Below are 21772 nucleotides of genomic sequence, written 5' to 3'. Positions count from 1 at the left end.
CCGTTAATTTTCCGTGCTCTTTCCGCCGGGGGCATCGGCAAAGCGATTATCCCTCGGAAAACCCGTCGGCGGCATCCGTCCCGCCGCCCCGCGCGCGACGCGCCATGGGCCGAGGTCGCTCTCGGTTCGCGTCCGCTTGCTCTCGCCGCCCATCGGCCAGGACAGGCCATCGACGAGCCGGAAGGTGATCGCATCGGAAAGGCCGCCATCGCGGTAGCGCTGGATTTGCGCACCCTGCCCGCGCTCCATTTCGGGCAATTCGGAAAGCGGGAAGATCACCAGCTTGCGATTGTCGCCGATCGCCGCGACATAATCGTCCTCGCCGCTGATCCGCTTGACCAGCTTTACGCGCGCGCCATCGCGCAGGTTGACGACCTGCCGCCCCTTGCGCGTCTCCGCGCTGATCGCGGCGGCGCGCGCTACGAAGCCCTTGCCGTCGCTCGCCGCCAGCAGCAGCCTTTCGTCGGCGCGCAACGGTATCAGCGCGACGGTCGCCGCTTCCCCCTCCAGATCGATCATCAGCCGCACCGGCTCGCCGAAGCCGCGCCCACCGGGCAGCCGGTCAGCCGCCAGCGTATAGACGCGCCCGGTCTCGGCGAAGAGCAGCAATTTGTCGGTGGTCTGGGCGTGAAAGGCGAAGGCCGGCCCGTCGCCCTCCTTGAACTTGAGCGTATCGGCCGACGCGAGATCGCGGTGGCCGGACATCGCCCTGATCCAGCCGCGCTGGGACAGGATCACGGTGATGGGCTCGCGCTCGATCATCGCCTCCAGCGGGATTTCGCGCGCCGGCCCCTGCTCCTCGATCGTCGTGCGGCGGCGCCCGAGCGCGGTTTCGGGCGCATAGGTCTCGCGCAATTTGGCAAGATCGCGCTTGAGCCGCGTGCGCTGCCGCGCCGGGCTCTCGACCAGCGCCTCCAGCCCCTTGGCCTCCTCCGAAAGCTTCTCGCGCTCGCGGCGCAGCTCCATCTCCTCGAGCTTGCGCAGCGAGCGCAGCCGCATGTTGAGGATCGCCTCGGCCTGCCGCTCGGTGAGATCGAATTCGACCATCAGCACGGGGCGCGGCTCATCTTCCTCGCGGATGATCGCGATCACCCGATCGAGATTGAGATAGGTGACGAGATAGCCGTCGAGCAGTTCGATCCGGTCGGCGATCTTCTCCAGCCGGTGGCGCGAACGGCGGACCAGCACCTCGAACTGATGCTCCAGCCAGGCGGCGAGCGCCTGCTTCAGGCTCATCACGCGTGGCGTGCGATCCTTGTCGAGCACGTTCAGGTTGAGCGGCACGCGGATTTCGAGATCGGTCAGCCGATAGAGGCTGTCCTTCAACACCTCCGGATCGACCGTGCGGCTGCGCGGCTCGATGACGATGCGGATCGCCTCGTCGCTCTCGTCGCGCACGTCGGCGAGGATCGGTAGCTTCTTGTCGGCGATCAGCGCGGCGATCTGCTCGATCAGCTTAGCCTTGGGCACGCCATAGGGAATTTCGGTGATGACGAGCTGCCAGCTCCCCTGCGCGCCCTTCTCCGGCTCCGAAAAGCGCGCGCGGACGCGGAAGCCCCCCCGCCCCGTGGCATAGGCCTCGGCGATCGCCGCCGCGCTATCGGCGATGATCCCGCCGGTCGGCAGGTCCGGCCCGTGCACGAACTGCATCAGCTCGGCGGGCGAACCCTCGGGCTGGTCGATCAGGTGGATGGCGGCGTCGATCAGCTCGGCGGCGTTGTGCGGCGGGATCGAGGTCGCCATGCCGACGGCGATGCCGGCAGCGCCGTTGGCCAGCAGGTTGGGGAACAGCCCGGGGAAGACCTCGGGTTCTTCCTCCTCGCCGTTATAGGTCGGGCGGAAGGCGACCGTCTGCTCGTCGAGCCCCTCCATGAGCTGGAGCGCGGCGGCGGTAAGCCGTGCCTCGGTATAGCGCATCGCCGCGGCATTATCGCCGTCGACGTTGCCGAAATTGCCCTGCCCGTCGACCAGCGGATAGCGTAGCGCGAAGGGCTGCGCGAGGCGCACCATCGCATCGTAGATCGAGGCATCGCCATGCGGATGATATTTGCCCATCACGTCGCCGACGACGCGCGCGCATTTCTTGTACGCGGATGTCGGATCGAGCCGCAGCAGCCGCATGCCCCAAAGCAAGCGGCGATGGACGGGCTTCAGTCCATCGCGAACGTCGGGCAGCGACCGCGCCGTGATCGTCGAGAGTGCATAGACGAGATAGCGTTCGGAAAGCGCGCTGTCGAACGGTGCGTCGACGATCTGATCGAGAGGATCGGCAGCCTGCATCGGCGTCGGTTAGCAGTGGCATCCGCGCCTGGCGAGGTGGGCGCGGCGATTCGCCGCAGCTCGGCGCTGGCTTTACCCGAAGCGGCGTAGGATGAGGGGCCTATGGCGCTCTCGCTTCAATCCGCCGGCTTTTCCGATGCGCTCGTCATCCTCGGCGCGGCGGGCATCGTCATCCCCGCATTCGCACGGCTGCGAATCAACCCGGTCATCGGCTTCATCCTCGTCGGCATGGCGGTGGGTCCGGCGGGGCTCGGGCGCTTCGTGCCGCAATTGCCGTGGCTCTATTATGTCACGATCAGCGAGCCGCACGCCATAGAGCCGTTCGCCGAGCTCGGCATCGTGCTGCTGCTCTTCTCGATCGGGCTGGAGCTGTCGTTCAGGCGGCTCTGGGTGATGCGCGCCAAGGTGTTCGGGCTCGGCGCCGCCGAGCTGGCGGCCTGCGGGCTGCTGCTCGGCGTCGCCTTGTGGCTGTCGGGCCAGGCGACGACGGCCTCGCTCGGGCTGGGCTTCGCGTTGGCGCTGTCCTCGACGGCGTTGGTGCTGCCGATCGCCGGCACCACGGGGCCGGTGGGGCAGCGCGCCTTCGCGATGCTGCTGTTCGAGGATCTGGCGCTGGTGCCGATCCTCTTCGGCCTGAGCGCGATCGCGCCCGGCGGCGGCGGCGGAATGAGCGCGCTTCTGCGGACGCTGCTGATCGGCGGCGCCACCGTCGGCGTGCTTCTGGTGATCGGGAGGATCGCGCTTCCCCGCCTCTTCGCGCAGGCCGCGCGCACCAAGAGCCCGGAGCTGTTTCTTGCCGCCAGCCTGCTCGTCGTCATCCTGGCGAGCATCGCCACCACCGCGGCGGGCCTGTCGCCGATCGTCGGCGCGCTGCTCGCCGGCATCCTGATCGCCGAGACCGATTATCACGAAGAGGTCGAGGCGATGACCGCGCCGTTTCAGGGGCTGGCGCTCGGCGTTTTCCTGATCACGGTCGGCATGTCGCTGGATATCGATGCGATCGCCGCGCGATGGTCGGCGCTGCTGGCCGCGGTCGTGGCGGTGGTCGCGATCAAGGCGCTGGTGACCGCGATCCTGCTCCGCATCGGCGGCGCGCGCCACGGCGTCGCAATGCACGTCGCGCTGATGATGGCGGCGCCGGGCGAGACGACCCTGATCGTGCTGACCTCGGCGGCGGCGGCGGGCGTGATCGGAGCGGAGAGCGCCGCTTTCTGGCAGGTCGTCACCGCGATCGGCATGACGATCACGCCGCTGCTCGCGGTGATCGGCAAAGTCCTGGCCAGGCAAGCCGCCAAACAATCGGCGCAGGTCGAACCCGCCGAAGTCGAGGAAGGCCCCCGCGCGCTGATCATCGGCTTCGGCCGCGTCGGCAAGCTCGTCGCGCAGATGCTGACCGCGCATGGCCACGCCTATCTCGCGCTGGATGCGGACAGCGAGAATGTCTCCGCCGCGCGCGAACGCGGGTATACCGTCCGCTTCGGCGACGTCGCGCGCGCGGGCGCGATCGAGCGGCTGGATGTCGATCGGGCGAGCGCGGTGATCCTAACGATGGACGATCCCGTTCAGAGCGTCCGCCTCACCCGCAGCCTGCGCGCGCGCTTCGCCGATCTCACGATCGTCGCGCGCGCCCGCGATCCCAACCATGCCGCCGAACTCTACCGCGCCGGCGCGACCGATGCGGTGCCCGAAACGGTGGAATCCTCGCTCCAGCTATCCGAAGCGGTGCTGGTCGATCTCGGCGTCGCGATGGGGCCGGTCATCGCCTCGATCCACGACAAGCGCGCGCAGCTCCGCGACAAGATCATGGCGATGGCGGCGACCGAGCGGCAACCGCCGCTCCATCGGAGGCGGCTGGACGAAGCCGAACCGACCTGAACGGCAGGGCTATACCCGCGTCGCGTGCACCGTCGCGGCCGCGCTCATCACCGCGCCGTAGCGCGCCGCCGCCTGGATCGTCTCGGTGGGCACGTTATGGCCCTTGAGCACCTTCTCATGCGCATCGATGCACATCCCGCAACCGTTCTGCGCGGAAACCGCGAGGCTGAACAGCTCGAAATCGGCCTTGTCGATCCCCGGAGCGCCGATCACGTTCATCCGCAGCTTGGCGGGAAGCTGGCCATATTCCTTGTTCGCCGCGAGATGGACGAAGCGATAGTAGACGTTGTTCATCGCCATGATCGCCGCCGCCGCGCGCGCCGCATCGGCGGCCTCGGGCGAAAGCTTGGGGGCGCATTCGGCCTCGGCGGCATCGACCAGAGGCTTGTAGCCGGTGCCGTGCGCGGTCGCGAGCAGCAGGCCATATTTCTTCTGATCGGCAAGCGTCGCATCGCCCGCGAGCGAATTGACGTTGAGCCGGATATCCTTGGCGTAATCGGGCAGCTCGGCCGAAAAGTCACGGAGCGACATCGTACTCTCCTTGTGATTTGCAGATAGAAAAAGGGCGCGGGCGGCAGCATGCCACCCGCGCCCCCCGAGAAAGTTCGATCAGGCGGCGGGCTTGAGTACCTCGTCGCCAGCCGTCCAATTGCACGGGCAGAGCTCGTCGGTCTGCAACGCGTCGAGGACGCGGATCGCCTCCTGCGGGTTGCGGCCCTGGTTGAGGCCGTTGACCGTGACGTGCTGGATCACATTGTGCGGATCGACGATGAAGGTCGCGCGATAGGCGACGCCCGCGTCGGCATCGACGATGCCCAGCGCGTTGGCGAGCTTCTTCTGATTGTCCGCGATCCACGGAAACTCGCAATTGGCCAGACGCTCATCCGATTTGCGCCATGCGAAGTGGACGAAATCGGTGTCGGTGGAGGCGCCGATCAGCACCGCGTCGCGATCCTCGAAGTCATTCTTCAGCTCGCCATAGCCGATGATCTCGGTCGGGCAGATGAAGGTGAAATCCTTCGGCCAGAAGAACACGACCTTCCACTTGCTGCCGGTCTCGCCGGTATCGATCGTCTCGCCTCCGGGGAGAGCGGCGATGCCCTGCTGTACGGGCAGGACGAACGAGGGAAATTTGTCGCCGACGGTCAGCATTTTGAAACTCTCCATGGTGCTTTGGGGAAGAAGCACCCTCCTCTACGCTCTATCGCTAGACAAACAAATTGATTATATGATGACCATTGATCGATCGAGGCGATTAGCGTGTCCACCTACCTTCCGACGCTCAAACAGCTCCAATATCTCGTCGCGCTACGCGATTTCGGCCATTTCGGCCGGGCCGCCAGTGCCTGCTTCGTCACCCAGTCGACGCTTTCCGCCGGCCTGCGCGAACTCGAGTCGCTGCTCGGCATCATGCTCGTCGAGCGGACGCGTCGGGTGGTGCGCTTCACCCCGCTCGGCGAGCGTCTCGCCGACAAGGCACAGCGCGTCCTGCGCGAGGCCGAGGAACTGGCCGCTCTGGCGAAAGCGGCGGGCAAGCCGCTGTCGGGCGAGTTGCGCCTCGGGGTGATCCCGACGATCGCGCCGTTCCTGCTGCCCCGCGTCCTCGCCCGGCTGCGCGAGGAGTGGCCCGATCTCAAGCTCTATCTGCGCGAGGAGACGTCGGGGGCGGCCTGCGAATCGCTGCATCGCGGCCAGGTCGATTGCGTGCTGCTGGCGCTCCCCTACGCGTGCGGCGACGTCGATTACGCCGATCTGTTCCGCGATCCGCTCTACGTCGCGTTCCCCCCGGATCGCGCCAAAGCCCTGCCCGCGCGGATCAGGCCGGAGAGCATCGCGCCCAGCGAATTGCTGCTGCTCGAGGATGGTCATTGTCTCAAGGAGCATGCGCTGGGCGCCTGCAACCGGCCGGAGCTGCGCGCCGAGGCATCGATGATGGGGACTTCGCTGCACACGCTCGTCCAGATGGTCGAAAATGGGCTCGGCGTGACGATGCTGCCCGAAATGGCGCTCAAGGCCGGCCTGCTCGATCACACCAATGTCGTCGCCCGCCCGCTGGCAGCCGAACATGCGGCGCGGCAGATCTCGCTGATCTGGCGATCCGGCAGCCCGCGCGAGAAGGAGTTCCGCCTCCTCGCCGAGGCGTTGCGCAAGGGCGAGGAAGCCACCCAGCAGGCGGCAGCCTAAACCTCCCAGCGCGCCGCCGCGCGATCGTCCTCGGCGCGCGGCTCGATCCATCGCGTCCGGCCGTCGGCGAATCGCTCGCGCTTCCAGAAGGGCGCGCGGGTCTTGAGCCAGTCGATCAGGAAGGCGCAGCTTTCGAGCGCCGCCGCCCTGTGCCGGGCGGCGACGCCGACGAAGACGATTCGGTCGCCGGGCACCAGAGCGCCGTAGCGATGGACGAGGATCACCCCGAGCAGCGGCCAGCGCTGCGCGGCGCGATCCGCGATCTCCCGCATCGCACTGGCGGTCATCGCGGGATGATGTTCGAGCATCAGTTCGACCAGATCGCCTTCGCCGCGCACGATCCCGGTGAAGCTCGCCACGCCGCCACCGCCGACAGCCTCGAGTTCCTCGAGCAGCGCGCCCGGCGCGAAGCTTTCCCGTTGCACGCAAACCCGGATCATCCGCCGGTGACCGGGGGGAACAGCGCCACTTCGCGCGCCTTCCCGATGCTCGCCTCCATCCCGGCAAAGCTCTGATCGATCGCCGCGCGCAGACGTTCGGGGTCCGCCAGGGCCTCGGCATGGCCCGGGCTGCGCATCGCGAGCCAAGCGATGAGATCGGCGACCGTCGCCACCTCGTCGGGTGGATCGATCATCTCCCGATCGAGGCCGATCCGCTCGCGGACCCAGGCGAAATACAGCATCTCGATCGCCATTGCCTCAATCCATATGCTTGAGGCCGACGCGCAGATAATCCCATCCGGTAATCAGCGTGAGCCCCGCCGCCATCCACAGGCAGAACAATCCGGCCCAGCCGATCACCGGCGTTTCGGGCAGAGCGCCCGCCGCGATCAGCAGCCCCAGCGCGAGAAGCTGGAACGTCGTCTTCCACTTGGCGAGCTGGCTGACCGGCATCGACACACGCAGTTCGGCGAGAAACTCGCGCAGCCCCGAAACGGCGATCTCGCGCAGCAGGATCACCAGCGCGGCGATCACCGGCAGGCCATCGATCACGCGCGTGTACAGCAGCATGACGATTACCGTCGCGACCATGATCTTGTCGGCGATCGGATCGAGGAAGATGCCGAGCCGGGAAACCGCGCCCTGCGCGCGCGCCAGGTAACCGTCGAAATAATCGGTGATTGCCACCAGCGCGTAGAGCGCGCAGGCGATCGCGAAATCGGCGGGCTTGGGATGCCAGAGCAACGCCACCAGCACCGGCATCGCGAAGATGCGGGAGAGCGTGAGGATGTTCGGCAGCGTCAGCATCGTGGCGCCACCCCTAAAGCAGCTTCATGCTCGCGCAAACGGTCATGCCGGGCGTTCGAACAACAGCTTTGGCTGGCCATGATAGTCGATTTCGTCATAGCGCCCGAAGCCGAGCTTGTAGGCGACGCGGATCGAGGCGAGATTCTGTCCATCGATCACGCAAACGATTCTTTCGCGTCCCCTGTTGCGATCGAACCAGTCGATCGCCGCCTGCATCGCCTCGGTCGCATAGCCCTTGCCGCCGGCTTCGGCCGCCAACAGCCAGGCGCCCTCCGGCGTCGCGTCGAAATCGGGGCGCAGGCCGCGATGGAAATCGGCGATCCCCGCCTCGCCGATCAACAGGCCGGTTGCGCGCTCCTCGATCGCGAATAGCCCCCATCCGAACAGCGCCCAATGGCCGACATAGCGCTGAATTCGCGCCCAGCTTTCCTCGCGCGCCTGGGGCAGGCTGGCCGCGGCGCCGCCGATGTGGCGCATCGTTTCGGGCTGCATCCGGATCGCGCTGCGCCGGTCGAGATCGTCGGGTCGATGCAGTCTCAACCGCAGCCGCCCGGTTTCGATGACGGGCGATATCATCGCTCCGGCGACATGCGGGATTGGAACCTGCGCGAACGATGCGCTAAGGAGCCGCCCGACGATGGCCTTTCCCGTACGCGCCCCGAACCGATGAAGGCATCCTTCCGGCTGCTGACCACGCGGCGGTTCCTTCCCTTGTTCGCCACCCAGTTCCTGGGGGCCTTCAACGACAATCTGTTCAAGCAGGCGATGATCCTGATCGCCACCTATCAGATTTATTCGAATGCACGCGCCGAGGCGACCTTTTCCGCGATCGCCACGGGCCTGTTCATCCTGCCCTTCTTCCTGCTCTCGGCGCTTTCGGGCCAGCTCGCCGACAGCACCGATAAGGCGCGGATCGTCCGCCTGGTAAAGACGGCCGAGATCGCGATCATGCTGCTCGGCGCCGGCGCGCTGTTCGCGGGATCGGTGCCGCTGATGCTGGCCGCCGTGCTGGCGATGGGCATCCACTCGACCTTTTTCGGCCCGATCAAATATGCGCTGCTGCCCCAGCATCTCGAGGCCGACGAAGTGCTGGGCGGCACCGGGCTCGTCGAGGCGAGCACCTATTGCGCCATCCTCAGCGGAACGATCCTTGCGGGCAAGATCGATGCGCATGTCACCGCGATCCTCGCGATCGTCGTGGCGGTCGCGGGCTGGTTCACCGCGCGCGGCATTCCCCCCGCACCACCCATGGGCGCGCACAAGAAGCTCGATTGGCACATCATCCGCTCCTCGATCCGCCTGATCGCTTCCACGATGCATATTCCGCGGCTGTTCCTGGCGATCTGCTCGATCAGCTTCTTCTGGATGATTGGCGCGATCCTGATCATCCAGTTCCCCCCGCTGGTGAAGAATGTCTTCACCGCCGACAAGGAAGTGGCGAGCGTCTTTCTCGCGATCTTCTCGGTCGGCGTGGCGATCGGGTCTATCCTGATCAACCGCCTGCTCGGCGGCCGGGTCTCGGCGCGTTATGCGTCGGGGTCGGTGGCCGCGATGGCGCTGTTCATCATCCTGATGGGCATCTCCGCCGAAAACTGGACGCCCGCACCCACAGGCACCTATTTCACGCTGAGCGATTTTCTCACCCACCCCGGTGCGCCCCTCGCCAGCCTGTCGTTGCTGGGCATCGCGATCACCGGCGGCATGTTCGTCGTCCCACTCTATGCCTTCCTCACGACGACGGTCGAGATCGAGCAGACCGCTCGAACCGTGGCCGCCAACAACATCGTAAATTCGGGCGCGATGGTGCTCGGCGCGGCGATCGCGGGCATCCTCACGCAGATCGGCTTTTCGATCGTGGGAACGTTGATGAGCGTTTCGGTGCTGTGCCTTCTGGCGGCGGCGCTCGCCTGGAAACTGGACTGCGCCTGCCGCGACCACGAGCGCGAGCTTATCCACGTCGATATGGATTAGCCCGCGCCGGATCGATTTCAGTCGGCGGACATCTTAGGCGGGGTGGGCTCGGCGGGCTCGGGCTTGCCCATTACCTTGTCCATCGCATTGGTGGTGGCCTGCGAAATCTTCTTGCGCCCGAACTTGGCGGCTATGCCGGCGGTCAGCGCGGCGATCGCGCCGCCGATGATCATGCCCTTGCCGAGGCGGCTCTTCACCACCGCTTGTTCGGTCTTCACGATCTTGTCGGCAGCGGCCTTGACCTTGGGCCTTGCCTGCCGAACGACTTTCGTCGCTGTAGATTTGGCGGCGGTCGCGGCCCTTCGCGCGGTCTTCTTGGGCGCGGCGACCGCTTCCGTAACCGCCGACGATCGACGCGTCGGTGAGGATCGCGTCGTCTTGGCGGCGGGCGAACGCTTCGGCTTGGCGCTCGTACCGCTATCCCCGCGTGCGCGACGACGGCGTGGGGGGGGCGTGCTCGTGCCGCTCTCGGGGGCGCCGTCGGACGGGGTGTCGGCCATCGAATATCTCCTGATGCGGGCGGTTAGATGCGGACGGTTAGGCCTCTCAACCGCTCCCGCAGCGCACGGTTCCGTAACGATTACTGGAAGCAGCAATTTCGGGGCGGCGAGTCAGATGAACTCCCTCAAACAAGTCATTTTGCGCCATTCAGACGGATGGCGCTAACCTATCAAGCTATACTTTTTCCGATGGAGAGATCTCGCCTGCGACCTAGTCCCGGATCGTCAGTAAACGCGCGCCTTGGGCTTGATATAGTCGATCTCGTCGGTGAGCGTATATTCGTGCACCGGGCGGTAATCGAGCGTCACGCGGCCCTTCTCATACCAAGAGATGGTGTGCTTCATCCAGTTGGCGTCGTCGCGGTCGGGATGATCCTCGTGCATATGCGCGCCGCGGCTCTCGTGGCGATTGGCCGCGCCATGCATCGTGACGACCGCCTGCGGGAGCATGTTATCGAGCTCGAGCGTCTCGACGAGATCGGTGTTCCAGATCAGCGAGCGATCTTGGATACCGACATCCTGTAGCGTGGCGGCGACGGTATCGATCAGGCCGAGCCCCTCGCGCAGCAGTTCGGTATCGCGGAACACCGCGCAATGCTTCTGCATCGTGCGCTGCATATCGAGGCGGATCCTGGCGGTCGGCGTCGCGCCGCGCGCGTTGCGGAAATGATCGAGGCGGCCGATCGCCTTGTCGTCGGCCTCGACGTTGATCTTGCCATGCTTGCTGTTGGGCTGAACGAGCTCGGCGATGCGGAAGCCCGTCGCGCGGCCGAACACCACCAGATCGATCAGCGAATTGGAGCCCAGTCGGTTCGCACCATGCACCGAAACGCACGCCGCCTCGCCCACCGCGAACAGGCCTGGCACCACGCTGTCGGGATTGCCGTCCTTGAGCGTCACGACCTCGCCGTAGAAGTTGCACGGCACGCCGCCCATATTGTAATGGACCGTCGGCGTCACCGGCAGCGGCTGGCGCGTGAGATCGACGCCCGCGAAGATCTTGCCCGTCTCGGTGATGCCGGGCAGCCGTTCGGCCAGCACCTTGGGATCGATATGGTCGAGGTGCAGGAAGATATGGTCCTTGTGCTCGCCCACGCCCCGCCCCTCGCGCATCTCCATCGCCATCGAGCGTGAGACGACGTCGCGCGAAGCCAGATCTTTGGCCGAAGGCGCATAGCGCTCCATGAAGCGCTCGCCCTCGCTGTTGGTGAGGTAGCCCCCCTCGCCCCGCGCGCCCTCGGTGATCAGCACGCCGGCGCCGTAGATGCCGGTGGGGTGGAACTGGACGAACTCCATGTCCTGCAAAGGCAGCCCTGCGCGCAGCACCATGCCGCCGCCGTCGCCCGTGCAGGTGTGCGCCGAGGTCGCCGAATAATAAGTGCGCCCCGATCCGCCCGTCGCCAGCACGACCGCGTGGGCACGAAAGCGATGGAGCGATCCATCCTCCATGCACAGCGCGATTACGCCCTTGCAGACGCCGTCCTCCATGATCAGGTCGAGCGCGAAATATTCGACGAAGAAATCGGCGTCATACTTCAGGCTCTGCTGGTAGAGCGCGTGCAGCATCGCGTGGCCGGTGCGATCGGCGGCGGCGCAGGTGCGCTGCACGGGGGGGCCGGCGCCCATATTCTGCATGTGGCCGCCGAACGGACGCTGATAGATCGTCCCGCTCTCGTTGCGGCTGAACGGCACGCCGGCATGCTCGAGCTCGATCACCGCCGCCGGCGCCTCGCGCACCATATATTCGATCGCGTCCTGGTCGCCCAGCCAGTCCGATCCCTTGACGGTGTCGTACATGTGCCACGTCCAGTGATCGGGCGTGTTGTTGCCGAGGCTCGCGGCGATACCGCCCTGCGCCGCGACGGTATGGCTGCGCGTCGGGAAGACCTTGGTGATGCAGGCGGTCTTGAGGCCTTTCTCCGCGCACCCCATCGTCGCGCGCAGCCCCGATCCGCCCGCGCCGACGACCACCGCGTCATAGACATGATCGATGATTTGGTAGGCGGCGGGCATCAGGCGACGGCTCCCGAAAAAGCAACGCGGAGAATGGCGAAGATCGCAAGCGCGGCGCCGGCGATCGCGTAGAAATTGAGCACCACCAGCGCGATGACGCGGCTGAAATCGTGCTGATAATCCTCGATCACCACCTGAAGCCCGAGGCGCAGGTGATAGAAGACCGAAACCGTCGCGAGGATCAGGGGCACGCTGGCCCACGGGCTCGACAGCCACAGCACCAGCGCGCGATAATCGTGGAGCGGCAGCCGCAGGAGCGACACGACCAGCCAGGTCAGCAGCAGCAGGTTGCTCCCCGCGGTCAGCCGCTGCCGCCACCAATGCTGCGAGCCATGCTTGGCGGATCCGAGCCCGCGGACGCGGCCGATCCCCGTTCCCGTGCCCATCAGTGCGCCCTCATCAGGATGCCGGCCCAGACGATGATCGTCAGCGCGCTCGATACCACCAGCGTCGCCACAGCCCCGGCCTTGTTGGCCTTGAGTTCATAACCCGCACCCGTGTCGAGCAGCAGGTGGCGGATACCGGTGCACATATGCTGGAGGAAGGACCAGGTCAGCCCGATCAGGACGATCGCCGGGATCAGGTTGAGATGTCCGGTGCGATCGGAGGTCACCAGGTCGATGAAGCGCGCATAGCTCGCCTCGCCGCCCGCCAGCGCGCTCAGCCACCAGACGAACAGGATACCCCCGCCGATCGCCAGGGCGGTGCCCGTCGCGCGGTGGAGGATCGAGACCAGCATGTGCGGCCCCCATTTCCAGATCGTCAGATGCGGCGACAACGGCCGCGCGGCGTTCCGCGCCATAGTTTCTCCCTCGTTGGGCTGCTGGCAGCGCCTTTAGAGCAATGGCGTCGGCTTGCAACGTCCGCCGACCGCCATCGGGCGATAACGGATAACCGCCTGTTTACCAATCGCTGGCATAAGTGACCGCAGGAAAATCAAAGGGTCGCACATGGATATGAGTTCCCACCCCGCGCCGGCGCGCTACGGTTCGACGGCAGCGGAGGAGTTCGAGATCTACGGCGACAATGGCCGGTTCGCACCCCGAATGGCTCTTCTTGCCTCACGCGCGTCGGAGGTCATGGCCACGGCTTTCCGGGAGGCGGCGGGCGAAGCCCTGGATCTTCTGATGCTGGACCCGATGCATCGGGAAAACAAAAAAATGGCATTGCAGCAGGGCATCGCAGTCAACGATCAGCAGATCGCGCTGATGATCGCCGAACCCCATCTCAAACTGTTCACTCATCCGTTCAACGAGGCGTGGATGAGATTGGCGGCGGAACGGGGCGAGCAGATGACAAGCTCCAACATTTCCATTCCGCTCTCGAACGCCATCACCGCGCTGATGACCGATGCGGCACTCGACGCTATCGCGAAAGCCTTCCCCGAGGATGCGGAATTCGCCGCTCTCGCCGGCAATTGCCTAAGCCGCGTCCAGAGCATCCTGATCGAAAAGGCGGCGCGACGTTCGAACAAGGATGTGCTCGCGCGTTCGGCCGAGCAACGCATCGCCGACGGCGAACAGTTTCGCGGCGCGATCGGTGCGCTGCTGGGCGAAGCGCTCACCGAATCGCGCGATTTGCGCGATCGCAGCGCCGAAGCCTCGGGATCCGCGCGCGGCATGCTGGGCAAGACATCGGAGGTCGCCGCCGCCGCCGAGCAATCCGCGATCGCCATGCGGGAAGCCGCGCAGACCGCCGCCGGGCTGATCCGCGCGATCGAGGAGGCCCGTACCGAGGTCGAGGTGGCCGCCGACGTCGCCACGCGCGCCGGCACCGAATCAGAAACGGCGGTCGGCGTCGCGCGGACGCTTTCGGATCATGCGCACGCGATCGAATCGATCCTCGGGCTGATCCGCGACATCGCGGGGCAGACCAACCTGCTCGCGCTCAACGCCACGATCGAGGCGGCACGCGCGGGCGATGCCGGCCGTGGCTTCGCCGTGGTGGCGCAGGAGGTGAAGAGCCTGGCGAACCAGACCTCGCGCGCGACCGACGATATCGCCACCAAGATCAACGCGATCCAGACCGCGACGCGCCAGGCGGTGGAGGCCAACGGCTCGATCCGCGCGACCGTCAACGATGTCCAGGCATCCGCCGTGCGCATCCGGATCGCGATGGAGACGCAGGCGCAGACCGTGACGATGATCACCGCCGCGGTCGACGAAACCGCGCTGGCCGCCGATGCGATGTCGACCACGGTGGGCGCGATCCGTATCGGCACCGAGCAGCTCGCGGCCAATATCGATCAGCTCGACACTGGCTTCCGCGCGGTCGACGACAAGCTGACCACGCTGGATCGAAGCGCGACCGAGTTCATCGAAAGAATCGCCTGATCGCGCCGGCCGCGGTTCCGATGGAGGCAGAAGCGTTCTAAGCGCGCGGCATGACTCGGCCCAACATCTTCGTCACCGGATCCAGCCGGGGAATAGGTGCCGCGATCGTCGCGCGTCTCTCCGATCGCGCCGCCCTGATCGGCCACGGCACCAGCGCCGCCGCCGATCGCCTCGCCGCCGATCTCGCCGAGGCGGGAGCGGCGCCGAAACTGTGGGCCGCAGCACTGGAACGGCTGGGCGGCCGCATCGACATATTGGTCAACAACGCCGGCGTGTTCGAGAGCGCGCCGCTCGATGGCGAGGATGCCGAGTGGCTCGCCGCCTGGGAACGCACGCTGCGGATCAACCTCACCGCCGCCGCCGAGCTCTCGCGTCTCGCGGTCCGGCATTTCATCGCGCACGGTGGCGGGCGGATCGTCAACATCGCGAGCCGCGCCGCGTATCGCGGCGACAGCCCGGCACACTGGCATTATGCGGCGGCCAAGGGTGGGATGGTGGCGATGACCAAGACGATCGCGCGCGGCTATGCGGCGGAGGGCGTGCTCGCCTTCGCGATCTGCCCCGGCTTCACGATGACCGGCATGGCCGACGATTATCTCGCCAGCCGGGGCGGCGATCGGCTGTTGCAGGATATCCCGCTCGGCCGCGTCGCCGATCCCGCCGAGGTGGCGGAGGTCGTGCGTTTCTGCTGCTTCGATGCGCCGCCATCGATGACCGGCGCGGTGCTCGACATCAACGGCGCCAGCTATGTCCGCTGACTGGCCGATGCAGCAGCGCGAAAGCTGGAAGATCGTCTTCGCCTGCTCGCGCGCCGAGGGTGAGGCGCTGGCGGGCGACATTCCGGCATTGGAGGGATTCGATCCCCCGCCCCTGCTCGTCTCGACCGAGGCCGATCCCGCGCGGCCCGATGCATGGCGGCTGGAGGCCTATGTCGATGGAGCGCCGGACGAAGCGCTGATCGCGGCGTTGCGGGCGATGCTGCCGCACAGCCCGCCGCCGCTGGTCGAGCGCATCGTCGATGCCGATTGGGTGACGATCAGCCAGGCATGGCTGGAGCCGATCCGGATCGGGCGCTTCTACGTCCACACCGCCGCGCATGGCGAGAACATACCGGCCGACGCGGTGAGCTTTCGCATCGAGGCGGCGCGGGCGTTCGGCACCGGGCATCATGAAACCACCACCGGCTGCCTCGAACTGCTCGATCTGCTCGCCCGCGACGGCCTGGACTATGCCGACATCGCGGATATCGGCACGGGCACCGGCCTGCTCGCTTTCGCCGCCCGCGCGCTCTGGCCGGGTGCGCGGGTGCTGGCCTCCGATCTCGATCCCGTCTCGCTCGACGTGACGGCGGAGAATATGGCGATCAACGCGATCCCCGATACCGCGATCGCCCTGGTCGTGGCCGACGGCGTCGATCATCCCGCGATCCGGGCGCGCGCGCCGTTCGATCTGCTTGTCGCCAACATCCTCGCCGGCCCGCTGATCGCGCTCGCACCGAGCTTGTCTGGCGTTACGGCGCCCGGCGCGACGGTGATTCTGGCGGGGCTGCTGGTATCGCAGGAGCAGGCCGTGCTCGCCGCGTTCGCGCGAAATCGACTCGACATTTTCCGCCGCCTCCAACATGGCGACTGGCCGATCCTGGCGCTGCGGAAAAGAGCCTGACAGCACCCCGCGGCTTGCCGTTGGTGATCTATCGATATAATACAGCGCAACGCCCGACTCGGGCTGGACGAAAGCTGCGGAATGAACATGGAATCTGTTCTGATGAGCGATGGGGATGCGCTCGACCCGGAAGCGCAGCGCCGCATGCGCCGCCGCCGGCTGATCGCGCTGGCCGCGGCGATCCTCGTCGTGGCGATCCTCGCCTGGGTGCTGGTGGGACGGCGTGCCGCCAGGCCGGTCGCGGAATCGCCGTTGCAACATGTCACCGTCGTGGAGCCCGGCCGTCGCCAGATAGCGGCCACCATCGTCGCCAACGGCGTGATCGCCGCACGGCATGACATGCAGGTCGGCGTGGTCGGCGAAGGCGGCCAGGTCACGCAGGTGCTGGTCGATCCGGGCACATGGGTATCGGCGGGCCAGCCGCTCGCGATCGTCGAGCGATCGGTGCAGACCGAGCAGGCGGCGAGCCTCGCCGCCTCGGTCAGGGTCGCGCAGGCCGATGCCGCGCTGGCCCAGTCCAACCTCGATCGCGCCAAGGCGCTAGTCAAGAACGGCTTCGTCTCCAAGGCCGATATCGATACCAAGACGGCGGCGCGGGATCAGGCGATCGCCCGCGTCTCGGTCGCGCGCGCCTTGCTCGGCGAGCAGTCCGCGCGCAATGCCCGCCTCGTGATCCGGGCGCCCAAGGCCGGCCTCGTGCTCACGCGATCGGTGGAACCAGGCCAGATCGTCGGCGGGCAGGGCGTGCTGTTCCGCATCGCCGAAAACGGCGACATGGAGATGCTGGCGCGCGTCCCCGAACAAAGCCTCGCGCAGATGCGGATCGGCATTCCCGCCAGGGTCACGCCGATCGGCAGCGGCGTCTCGCTGCCCGGTCGGGTGTGGCAATTATCGCCGGTGATCGATCCGACGACGCGCCAGGGCTTCGCCCGGGTCGCGCTTCGTTACGACAAGGCGCTGCGCCCCGGCGGCTTCGCCGAGGCGCAGATTTCGAGCGGCAAGACCGACGTCCCGCAATTGCCGCAGTCCGCCGTGCTGAGCGACGACAAGGGCAACTTCGTCTACGTCTTGGCCAAGGACAATGCGGTGGCGCGCCGCGCCGTGAAGGTCGGCGACGTCAACGATGACGGCGTCGGCATCATCGACGGCCTGACCGGGCAGGAGAAGGTAGTCGTCAGCGCCGGCGCCTTCCTGACCCCGGGCGAGAAGATCATCCCCGAAGTCAGCTCAGCCGCGGCGGTCAAGTAAGCCGATGCGCAACATCTCCGCCTGGTCGATCCGCAATCCCATCTTCGCGATCGTCCTGTTCGCGGCGCTGACGCTCGGCGGCCTGGTCTCGTTCATGCAGATGAACGTCAACCAGAGCCCGGAAATCACCTTCCCCGGCGTGGTGATCAACATCGCCCAGCCCGGCGCCGCGCCGACCGAGCTCGAAACGCAGGTCACGCAGAAGGTCGAGAGCGCGGTGCGCAACCTCGAGGGTGTCGAGGACATCAATTCCACGGTCAGCGAGGGCAATTCGCAGACCTTCGTCCAGTTCAGTATCCAGACGCCGGTCGATCGCGCCACCACCGACGTGCGCGACGCGATCGCGCAGATCCGCGCGCAGCTTCCGGACGGGATCATCGAGCCGCAGATCCAGCGCGCGATCATGAACGGCGGCAGCCTCGCCAATTTCTCGGCCGAGGCGACCGACATGACGATGGAGCAGCTCTCCTGGTACGTGCAGAATACCGTCTCGCGCCGGATGCTCGCCATTGAGGGCATGCAGAGCGTGCGCATGCACGGCGGCGTCACGCGCGAAATCCGCGTCATCCTCGATCCCGCCAAGATGCAGGCGCAGGGGATCACCGCCAGCCAGGTCAATGCCCAGCTTCGCGCGATCAACACCAATGCCGCGGGCGGCCGCGCCGAGATCGCCAGCGCCGAACAATCGGTGCGCGTGCTCGGTAACGCGCACGACGCCTTCGCGCTCAGCCAGACGCAGCTTCAGTTGGCCGACGGCCGCTCGGTCAAGCTCGGCGATATCGCCACGGTCAGCGACGGCTATGGCGAGCAGCGCTCGCTCGCCAAGATGGAAGGCAAGCCGGTCGTCAGCTTCGGCCTGGTGCGTTCGCGCGGCGCATCGGACGTCGCGATCTACGACCAGGCCATCAAGGTCATCGCGCAGCTCGAGAAGGAAAATCCCAAGGTCCATTTCGTCAAGCGCGCGACGAGCGTCAAATATGTGAAGGAGAATTACAAGGCCGCGATGCGATCGATGATCGAGGGCGCGGTGCTCGCTGTGGCGGTGGTGTTCCTCTTCCTGCGCGATCGCCGCGCGACGGTGATTTCGGCGCTGGCGATCCCGCTTTCGGCGATCCCGACCTTCTGGATCATGAGCCTGTTCGGCTTCACGCTCAACTTCATGACCTTGCTGGCGCTCAGCCTGGTGGCCGGCGTGCTCGTCGACGACGCGATCGTGGAGATCGAGAATATCGTCCGTCACATGCGCATGGGCAAGACCGCCTATCAGGCCTCGATCGATGCGGCCGACGAGATCGGCCTCGCGGTGGTCGGCACCACCTTCTCGATCGTCGCGGTGTTCCTGCCGGTCGCGCTGATGCCGGGTATCGCGGGGCAATTCTTCATCAATTTCGGCATGACGGTCGTCGTATCGGTGCTGATGAGCCTGCTGGTGGCGCGGTTGATCACGCCGATGGTCGCCGCCTATTTCCTCCAGGCGCACGGCGCGCAGGAGCATGGCGGCGGCTGGGCGCAGGACCGCTATCAGCAGCTCCTTTCCTGGACACTGTCGCGCGATCGGGGGCCGCGCCGCTGGTGGCGGCTGTTCCTCCGCGACAATCGCAAGCTGGTGATGATGGTCGGCGTGTTCGCCTTCGTCATCACGGTGCTGATCATAAGCTCGATGCCCGTGACGTTTCAGCCGCCGTCGGATTCGGACACGAGCTCGGTCAACATCCAGATGGCGCCCGGCACGACGCTCGCGCAGACCGAAGCGGTCGCCGATCGGGCCACCCATCTGCTGCGCGCGCAGCCCGAGGTGCAGACGGCGGTCGAATATATCGATGTCGGCTCGGCGCAGATCGTCATGCAGCTACGCGACGATCGCAAGCGCAAGAGCTATGAGTTCGAACGCGCGGTGGGACCCGCGCTCAACCAAATCCCCGATGCGCGGATCAACTTCTCCTCCCAGAGCGGCGACAGCGCCAGCTCGCGCGACGTTTCGGTGATGCTCGCGGGCGACGATCCGGCCTTGCTCAGCGCCGCGGCGGTCAAGGTCGTCGAGGGCATCAAGCGGCTGCCCGGCCTGCGCGCTCCGCGGATCGAGGGCGATCTGCCCCGGCCGGAGATTACCATCCGTCCGCGCCTCGCGCTCGCCGCCGACCTCGGCGTCACCACCGCCGCGCTCAGCCAGACGATCCGCATCGCCACGCTCGGCGATGTCGACCAGAACGCCGCCAAATTCAGCCTCAGCGATCGCCAGATACCGATCCGCGTGATGCTGGACCGGAACAGCCGCCGCAACCTCGATACGATCGCCAACCTACCCGTGCAGACCTCGCGCGGCGGCAGCGTGCCGCTGTCCGTCGTTGCCGATATCGGCTTCGGGGCCGGCCCGTCGCAGATCCAGCGTTACGATCAGGAGAGGCGTGTCGTGATCAGCGCCGATCTCGGGCCGGGCGGCGTATCCGGTGCGGAACGCGCGAAGATCATGAAGCTGCCCGAGATGAAGAATCTTCCTGCGGGCGTCCATTATGCGGCGGCGGGCAACGCCAAGTGGCAGGCCGAGATGGTCGTCAATTTCATGGTCGCGCTCGTCGCGGGCGTATTGTTGGTCTTCGCAGTGCTGCTGCTGCTCTACCGCCGCGTGATGCCGCCGTTCGTCAACATGAGTTCGCTGCTGTTGGCGCCACTCGGCGGCGTGCTGGTGCTTTGGATCCTCAACATGCCGCTGTCGATGCCCGTGCTGATCGGCATCCTGATGCTGTTCGGCATCGTTGCCAAGAATTCGATCCTGCTCATCGATTTCGCGATCGAGGAAATGCGCCGGGGCGTCTCTGCGCGGGATGCGATTCTGGAGGCGGGGCACAAGCGCGCGCAGCCGATCGTGATGACCACGGTAGCGATGGTCGCGGGCATGCTGCCGAGCGCGCTGTCGATCGGCGGTGACGGCTCGTTCAACAAGCCGATGTCGATCACCGTGATCGGCGGCCTGATCCTCTCCACCGTGCTGACGTTGCTGATCGTGCCCGCCGGCTTCAGCCTTGCCGATGGCCTGGAGAAATGGCTCGTCGGCAAACTCGGCCGCTTCGTCACGACCAGCGGCCACGATCGGAATCCGCACGCGCTTCCCGCCGAATGACGCGAAGGATCGCCCGTCGGCGATACGGGGCTTGAACCATTCGGCGCCGCGTTGATTGGTACGCGGATGCGATTCCCCCCCTCTCTTCCCGCCCGCTTTCAGGGTCGCCGGGGCACGGTGGGAGAAATGCGGATCATCGCCACCGGACTGCTGCTGGCGATGGCGGCATTGTTTCTGGCCGCGCGCGCCCTGGAAGCGCGGCATCCCGGCTGGGGCTTCGTGCGCGCCTTCGCCGAAGCGGCGATGGTCGGCGGGCTTGCCGATTGGTTCGCGGTGACCGCGCTGTTCCGGCATCCCCTGGGGCTGCCGATCCCGCATACCGCGATCATCCCGCGCAACAAGGATCGGATCGGCGATTCGCTTGCGGCCTTCCTGCGCTCGAACTTCCTCGTTCCCGCGATCGTCGCGCGGCGCATGGCGCGGCTGGATCTCGCCGGCGGCTTGGGTCGGCTCCTCGCGCGGCCACCCCGGGAGGGACGGTTGCGCAGCGGCAAGCTGGCGGTCGCACTGCTCGAAGGCATGGCCGATGAACGGCTCGCGGGCATGGTCCGCGCGGCGGCGGTGCGCCAGATCGGCACGATCGAGCTTGCGCCGGTGCTCGGCCAGTTGCTGGATGCGGCGATCGCCGAAGGGCGCCACCGCCCGCTGATCGATGGCGTCATCGATTGGATCGGGCGCACGCTGGAAGCCAACGAGCCGCTGTTCCGCAAGATGATCGCGCAGCGTGCGGGATCGATCCTGCGCTGGACGGGGCTCGATGAGACGCTCGCGACCAAGGTGCTCGAAGGGCTGTTCCGGCTGTTGGCCGACGTCGCCGACGATCCCGCGCATCCGTTGCGCGCCAAGGCCGAGGAAGGGCTCGCCAACCTCGCCTGGCGCCTCCGGCACGATCCGGAATTGCAGGCGCGCGTCACCCGCTTCCGCGATGCCGCGCTCGAAAATCCGGCGCTCGGCGATTGGCTCGACGGCCTCTGGGAGCGCGCGCGCAACGCGCTTCTGCGTTCGGTCCGCGATCCGCAGGAGGCGATGGCGGGGCGCCTTGGCGAGGCGGTGCGCAACTTCGGCGAAACCCTCCAGCGTGACGACGGCCTTCGCCGCTCGATCAACCGTTTCGCCCGCCGCGCGACCGCCTCGATCGCCGCCAATTACGGCGACGCGATCGTCTCGCTGGTATCGGATACGGTGCGCGGGTGGGATGCCGGAACGATCACCGCGCGGCTGGAAAATGCGGTGGGCCGCGATCTCCAATATATCCGCGTCAACGGCACGCTGGTCGGCGGTCTGGTCGGCATGCTGATCCACGCCGCCGAGCTCGTGATTTAGAGTCTTTCCTGGTGACGT

The 21772-nt window shown here is 66.6% G+C and carries 20 protein-coding genes; 9 read left to right on the top strand and 11 right to left on the bottom strand.

The annotated features are described in order from the left end of the window. Positions 1-3: 3 nt before the first annotated feature. Positions 4-2280: a DNA topoisomerase IV subunit A gene (parC, locus tag HUU94_RS07750; RefSeq protein ID WP_174274516.1), complete on the bottom strand. Its 2277-nt coding sequence runs from the start codon at positions 2278-2280 to the stop codon at positions 4-6. Positions 2281-2382: 102 nt separating this feature from the next. Here parC and HUU94_RS07745 point away from each other — a divergent pair, with 102 nt between their 5' ends. Next, positions 2383-4155 (top strand): cation:proton antiporter domain-containing protein, encoded by a 1773-nt coding sequence (locus tag HUU94_RS07745; protein ID WP_174274515.1) that lies wholly within the window; start codon positions 2383-2385, stop codon positions 4153-4155. A 9-nt stretch (positions 4156-4164) separates the two neighbouring features. Here HUU94_RS07745 and HUU94_RS07740 read toward each other — a convergent pair whose 3' ends face one another. Together HUU94_RS07740 and HUU94_RS07735 are read right to left on the bottom strand one after the other, a co-directional pair. Further along, positions 4165-4686, bottom strand: coding sequence for a carboxymuconolactone decarboxylase family protein (locus HUU94_RS07740; protein WP_174274514.1), 522 nt, complete (start codon positions 4684-4686; stop codon positions 4165-4167). Positions 4687-4764: 78 nt separating this feature from the next. Further along, on the bottom strand, positions 4765-5307 hold the full coding sequence (locus tag HUU94_RS07735) for a peroxiredoxin (RefSeq protein WP_174274513.1): 543 nt from the start codon (positions 5305-5307) through the stop codon (positions 4765-4767). Positions 5308-5415: 108 nt separating this feature from the next. Here HUU94_RS07735 and HUU94_RS07730 point away from each other — a divergent pair, with 108 nt between their 5' ends. Then, on the top strand, positions 5416-6339 hold the full coding sequence (locus HUU94_RS07730) for a hydrogen peroxide-inducible genes activator (protein ID WP_174274512.1): 924 nt from the start codon (positions 5416-5418) through the stop codon (positions 6337-6339). Here HUU94_RS07730 and HUU94_RS07725 read toward each other — a convergent pair. The 4 genes from HUU94_RS07725 to HUU94_RS07710 are packed head-to-tail and all read right to left on the bottom strand — an operon-like array spanning position 6336 to position 8162. Then, the gene (locus HUU94_RS07725) at positions 6336-6779 is read right to left on the bottom strand and encodes a molybdenum cofactor biosynthesis protein MoaE (RefSeq protein ID WP_174274511.1); all 444 of its coding nucleotides are present in this window, start codon (positions 6777-6779) and stop codon (positions 6336-6338) included. The two genes, HUU94_RS07730 and HUU94_RS07725, sit on opposite strands and share 4 nt — an antisense overlap. Further along, entirely contained in the window at positions 6776-7033 is a 258-nt protein-coding gene (gene moaD, locus HUU94_RS07720; RefSeq protein WP_174274510.1) for a molybdopterin converting factor subunit 1, read from the bottom strand. Before moaD ends, HUU94_RS07725 begins: the two co-directional genes overlap by 4 nt. A gap of 4 nt (positions 7034-7037) precedes the next feature. Further along, the gene (pgsA, locus tag HUU94_RS07715; protein WP_174274509.1) at positions 7038-7586 is read right to left on the bottom strand and encodes a CDP-diacylglycerol--glycerol-3-phosphate 3-phosphatidyltransferase; all 549 of its coding nucleotides are present in this window, start codon (positions 7584-7586) and stop codon (positions 7038-7040) included. 42 nt (positions 7587-7628) lie between these two features. After that, positions 7629-8162: a GNAT family N-acetyltransferase gene (locus HUU94_RS07710; RefSeq protein WP_174274508.1), complete on the bottom strand. Its 534-nt coding sequence runs from the start codon at positions 8160-8162 to the stop codon at positions 7629-7631. A 90-nt stretch (positions 8163-8252) separates the two neighbouring features. Between HUU94_RS07710 and HUU94_RS07705 the strand changes: the two genes are divergently transcribed. Continuing rightward, on the top strand, positions 8253-9557 hold the full coding sequence (locus tag HUU94_RS07705) for an MFS transporter (protein WP_174274507.1): 1305 nt from the start codon (positions 8253-8255) through the stop codon (positions 9555-9557). A gap of 17 nt (positions 9558-9574) precedes the next feature. On the opposite strand, the gene HUU94_RS07700 is transcribed toward HUU94_RS07705, so the two are convergent. The 4 genes from HUU94_RS07700 to sdhC all read right to left on the bottom strand — a co-directional run bounded on the left by HUU94_RS07700 (position 9575) and on the right by sdhC (position 12872). Next, complete coding sequence (locus HUU94_RS07700; RefSeq protein WP_174274506.1) at positions 9575-10057, bottom strand: hypothetical protein; 483 nt, start codon at positions 10055-10057, stop codon at positions 9575-9577. A 225-nt stretch (positions 10058-10282) separates the two neighbouring features. Next, complete coding sequence (sdhA, locus tag HUU94_RS07695) at positions 10283-12070, bottom strand: succinate dehydrogenase flavoprotein subunit (protein ID WP_174274505.1); 1788 nt, start codon at positions 12068-12070, stop codon at positions 10283-10285. Continuing rightward, the gene (sdhD, locus tag HUU94_RS07690; RefSeq protein ID WP_174274504.1) at positions 12070-12456 is read right to left on the bottom strand and encodes a succinate dehydrogenase, hydrophobic membrane anchor protein; all 387 of its coding nucleotides are present in this window, start codon (positions 12454-12456) and stop codon (positions 12070-12072) included. Before sdhD ends, sdhA begins: the two co-directional genes overlap by 1 nt. Beyond that, complete coding sequence (gene sdhC, locus HUU94_RS07685; protein WP_174274503.1) at positions 12456-12872, bottom strand: succinate dehydrogenase, cytochrome b556 subunit; 417 nt, start codon at positions 12870-12872, stop codon at positions 12456-12458. The genes sdhD and sdhC overlap by 1 nt, the downstream gene beginning before the upstream one ends. Before the next feature lie 358 nt (positions 12873-13230). Between sdhC and HUU94_RS07680 the strand changes: the two genes are divergently transcribed. From HUU94_RS07680 to HUU94_RS07655, 6 genes are all read left to right on the top strand, one after another. After that, entirely contained in the window at positions 13231-14403 is a 1173-nt protein-coding gene (locus HUU94_RS07680) for a methyl-accepting chemotaxis protein (protein WP_254602036.1), read from the top strand. A 50-nt stretch (positions 14404-14453) separates the two neighbouring features. Next, a complete protein-coding gene (locus HUU94_RS07675; RefSeq protein WP_174274501.1) occupies positions 14454-15161 on the top strand; it encodes an SDR family NAD(P)-dependent oxidoreductase in 708 nt (235 codons plus the stop codon). Then, positions 15151-16065, top strand: a complete 915-nt coding sequence (locus HUU94_RS07670) for a 50S ribosomal protein L11 methyltransferase (protein ID WP_254602034.1) — start codon at positions 15151-15153, stop codon at positions 16063-16065. Before HUU94_RS07675 ends, HUU94_RS07670 begins: the two co-directional genes overlap by 11 nt. Before the next feature lie 81 nt (positions 16066-16146). Then, positions 16147-17313 (top strand): efflux RND transporter periplasmic adaptor subunit, encoded by a 1167-nt coding sequence (locus tag HUU94_RS07665; RefSeq protein WP_174274500.1) that lies wholly within the window; start codon positions 16147-16149, stop codon positions 17311-17313. A gap of 4 nt (positions 17314-17317) precedes the next feature. Further along, positions 17318-20431, top strand: coding sequence for an efflux RND transporter permease subunit (locus HUU94_RS07660; protein ID WP_174274499.1), 3114 nt, complete (start codon positions 17318-17320; stop codon positions 20429-20431). A gap of 126 nt (positions 20432-20557) precedes the next feature. Then, the gene (locus HUU94_RS07655; RefSeq protein WP_174274498.1) at positions 20558-21754 is read left to right on the top strand and encodes a DUF445 domain-containing protein; all 1197 of its coding nucleotides are present in this window, start codon (positions 20558-20560) and stop codon (positions 21752-21754) included. Positions 21755-21772 lie beyond the last annotated feature (18 nt).

The organism is Sphingomonas bacterium (assembly GCF_903644055.1).
Classification (GTDB): Bacteria; Pseudomonadota; Alphaproteobacteria; order Sphingomonadales; family Sphingomonadaceae; genus Sphingomonas_I.
Note: the sequence above shows the minus strand (reverse complement) of the source record. Positions and strands in the feature narration are given on the sequence as shown.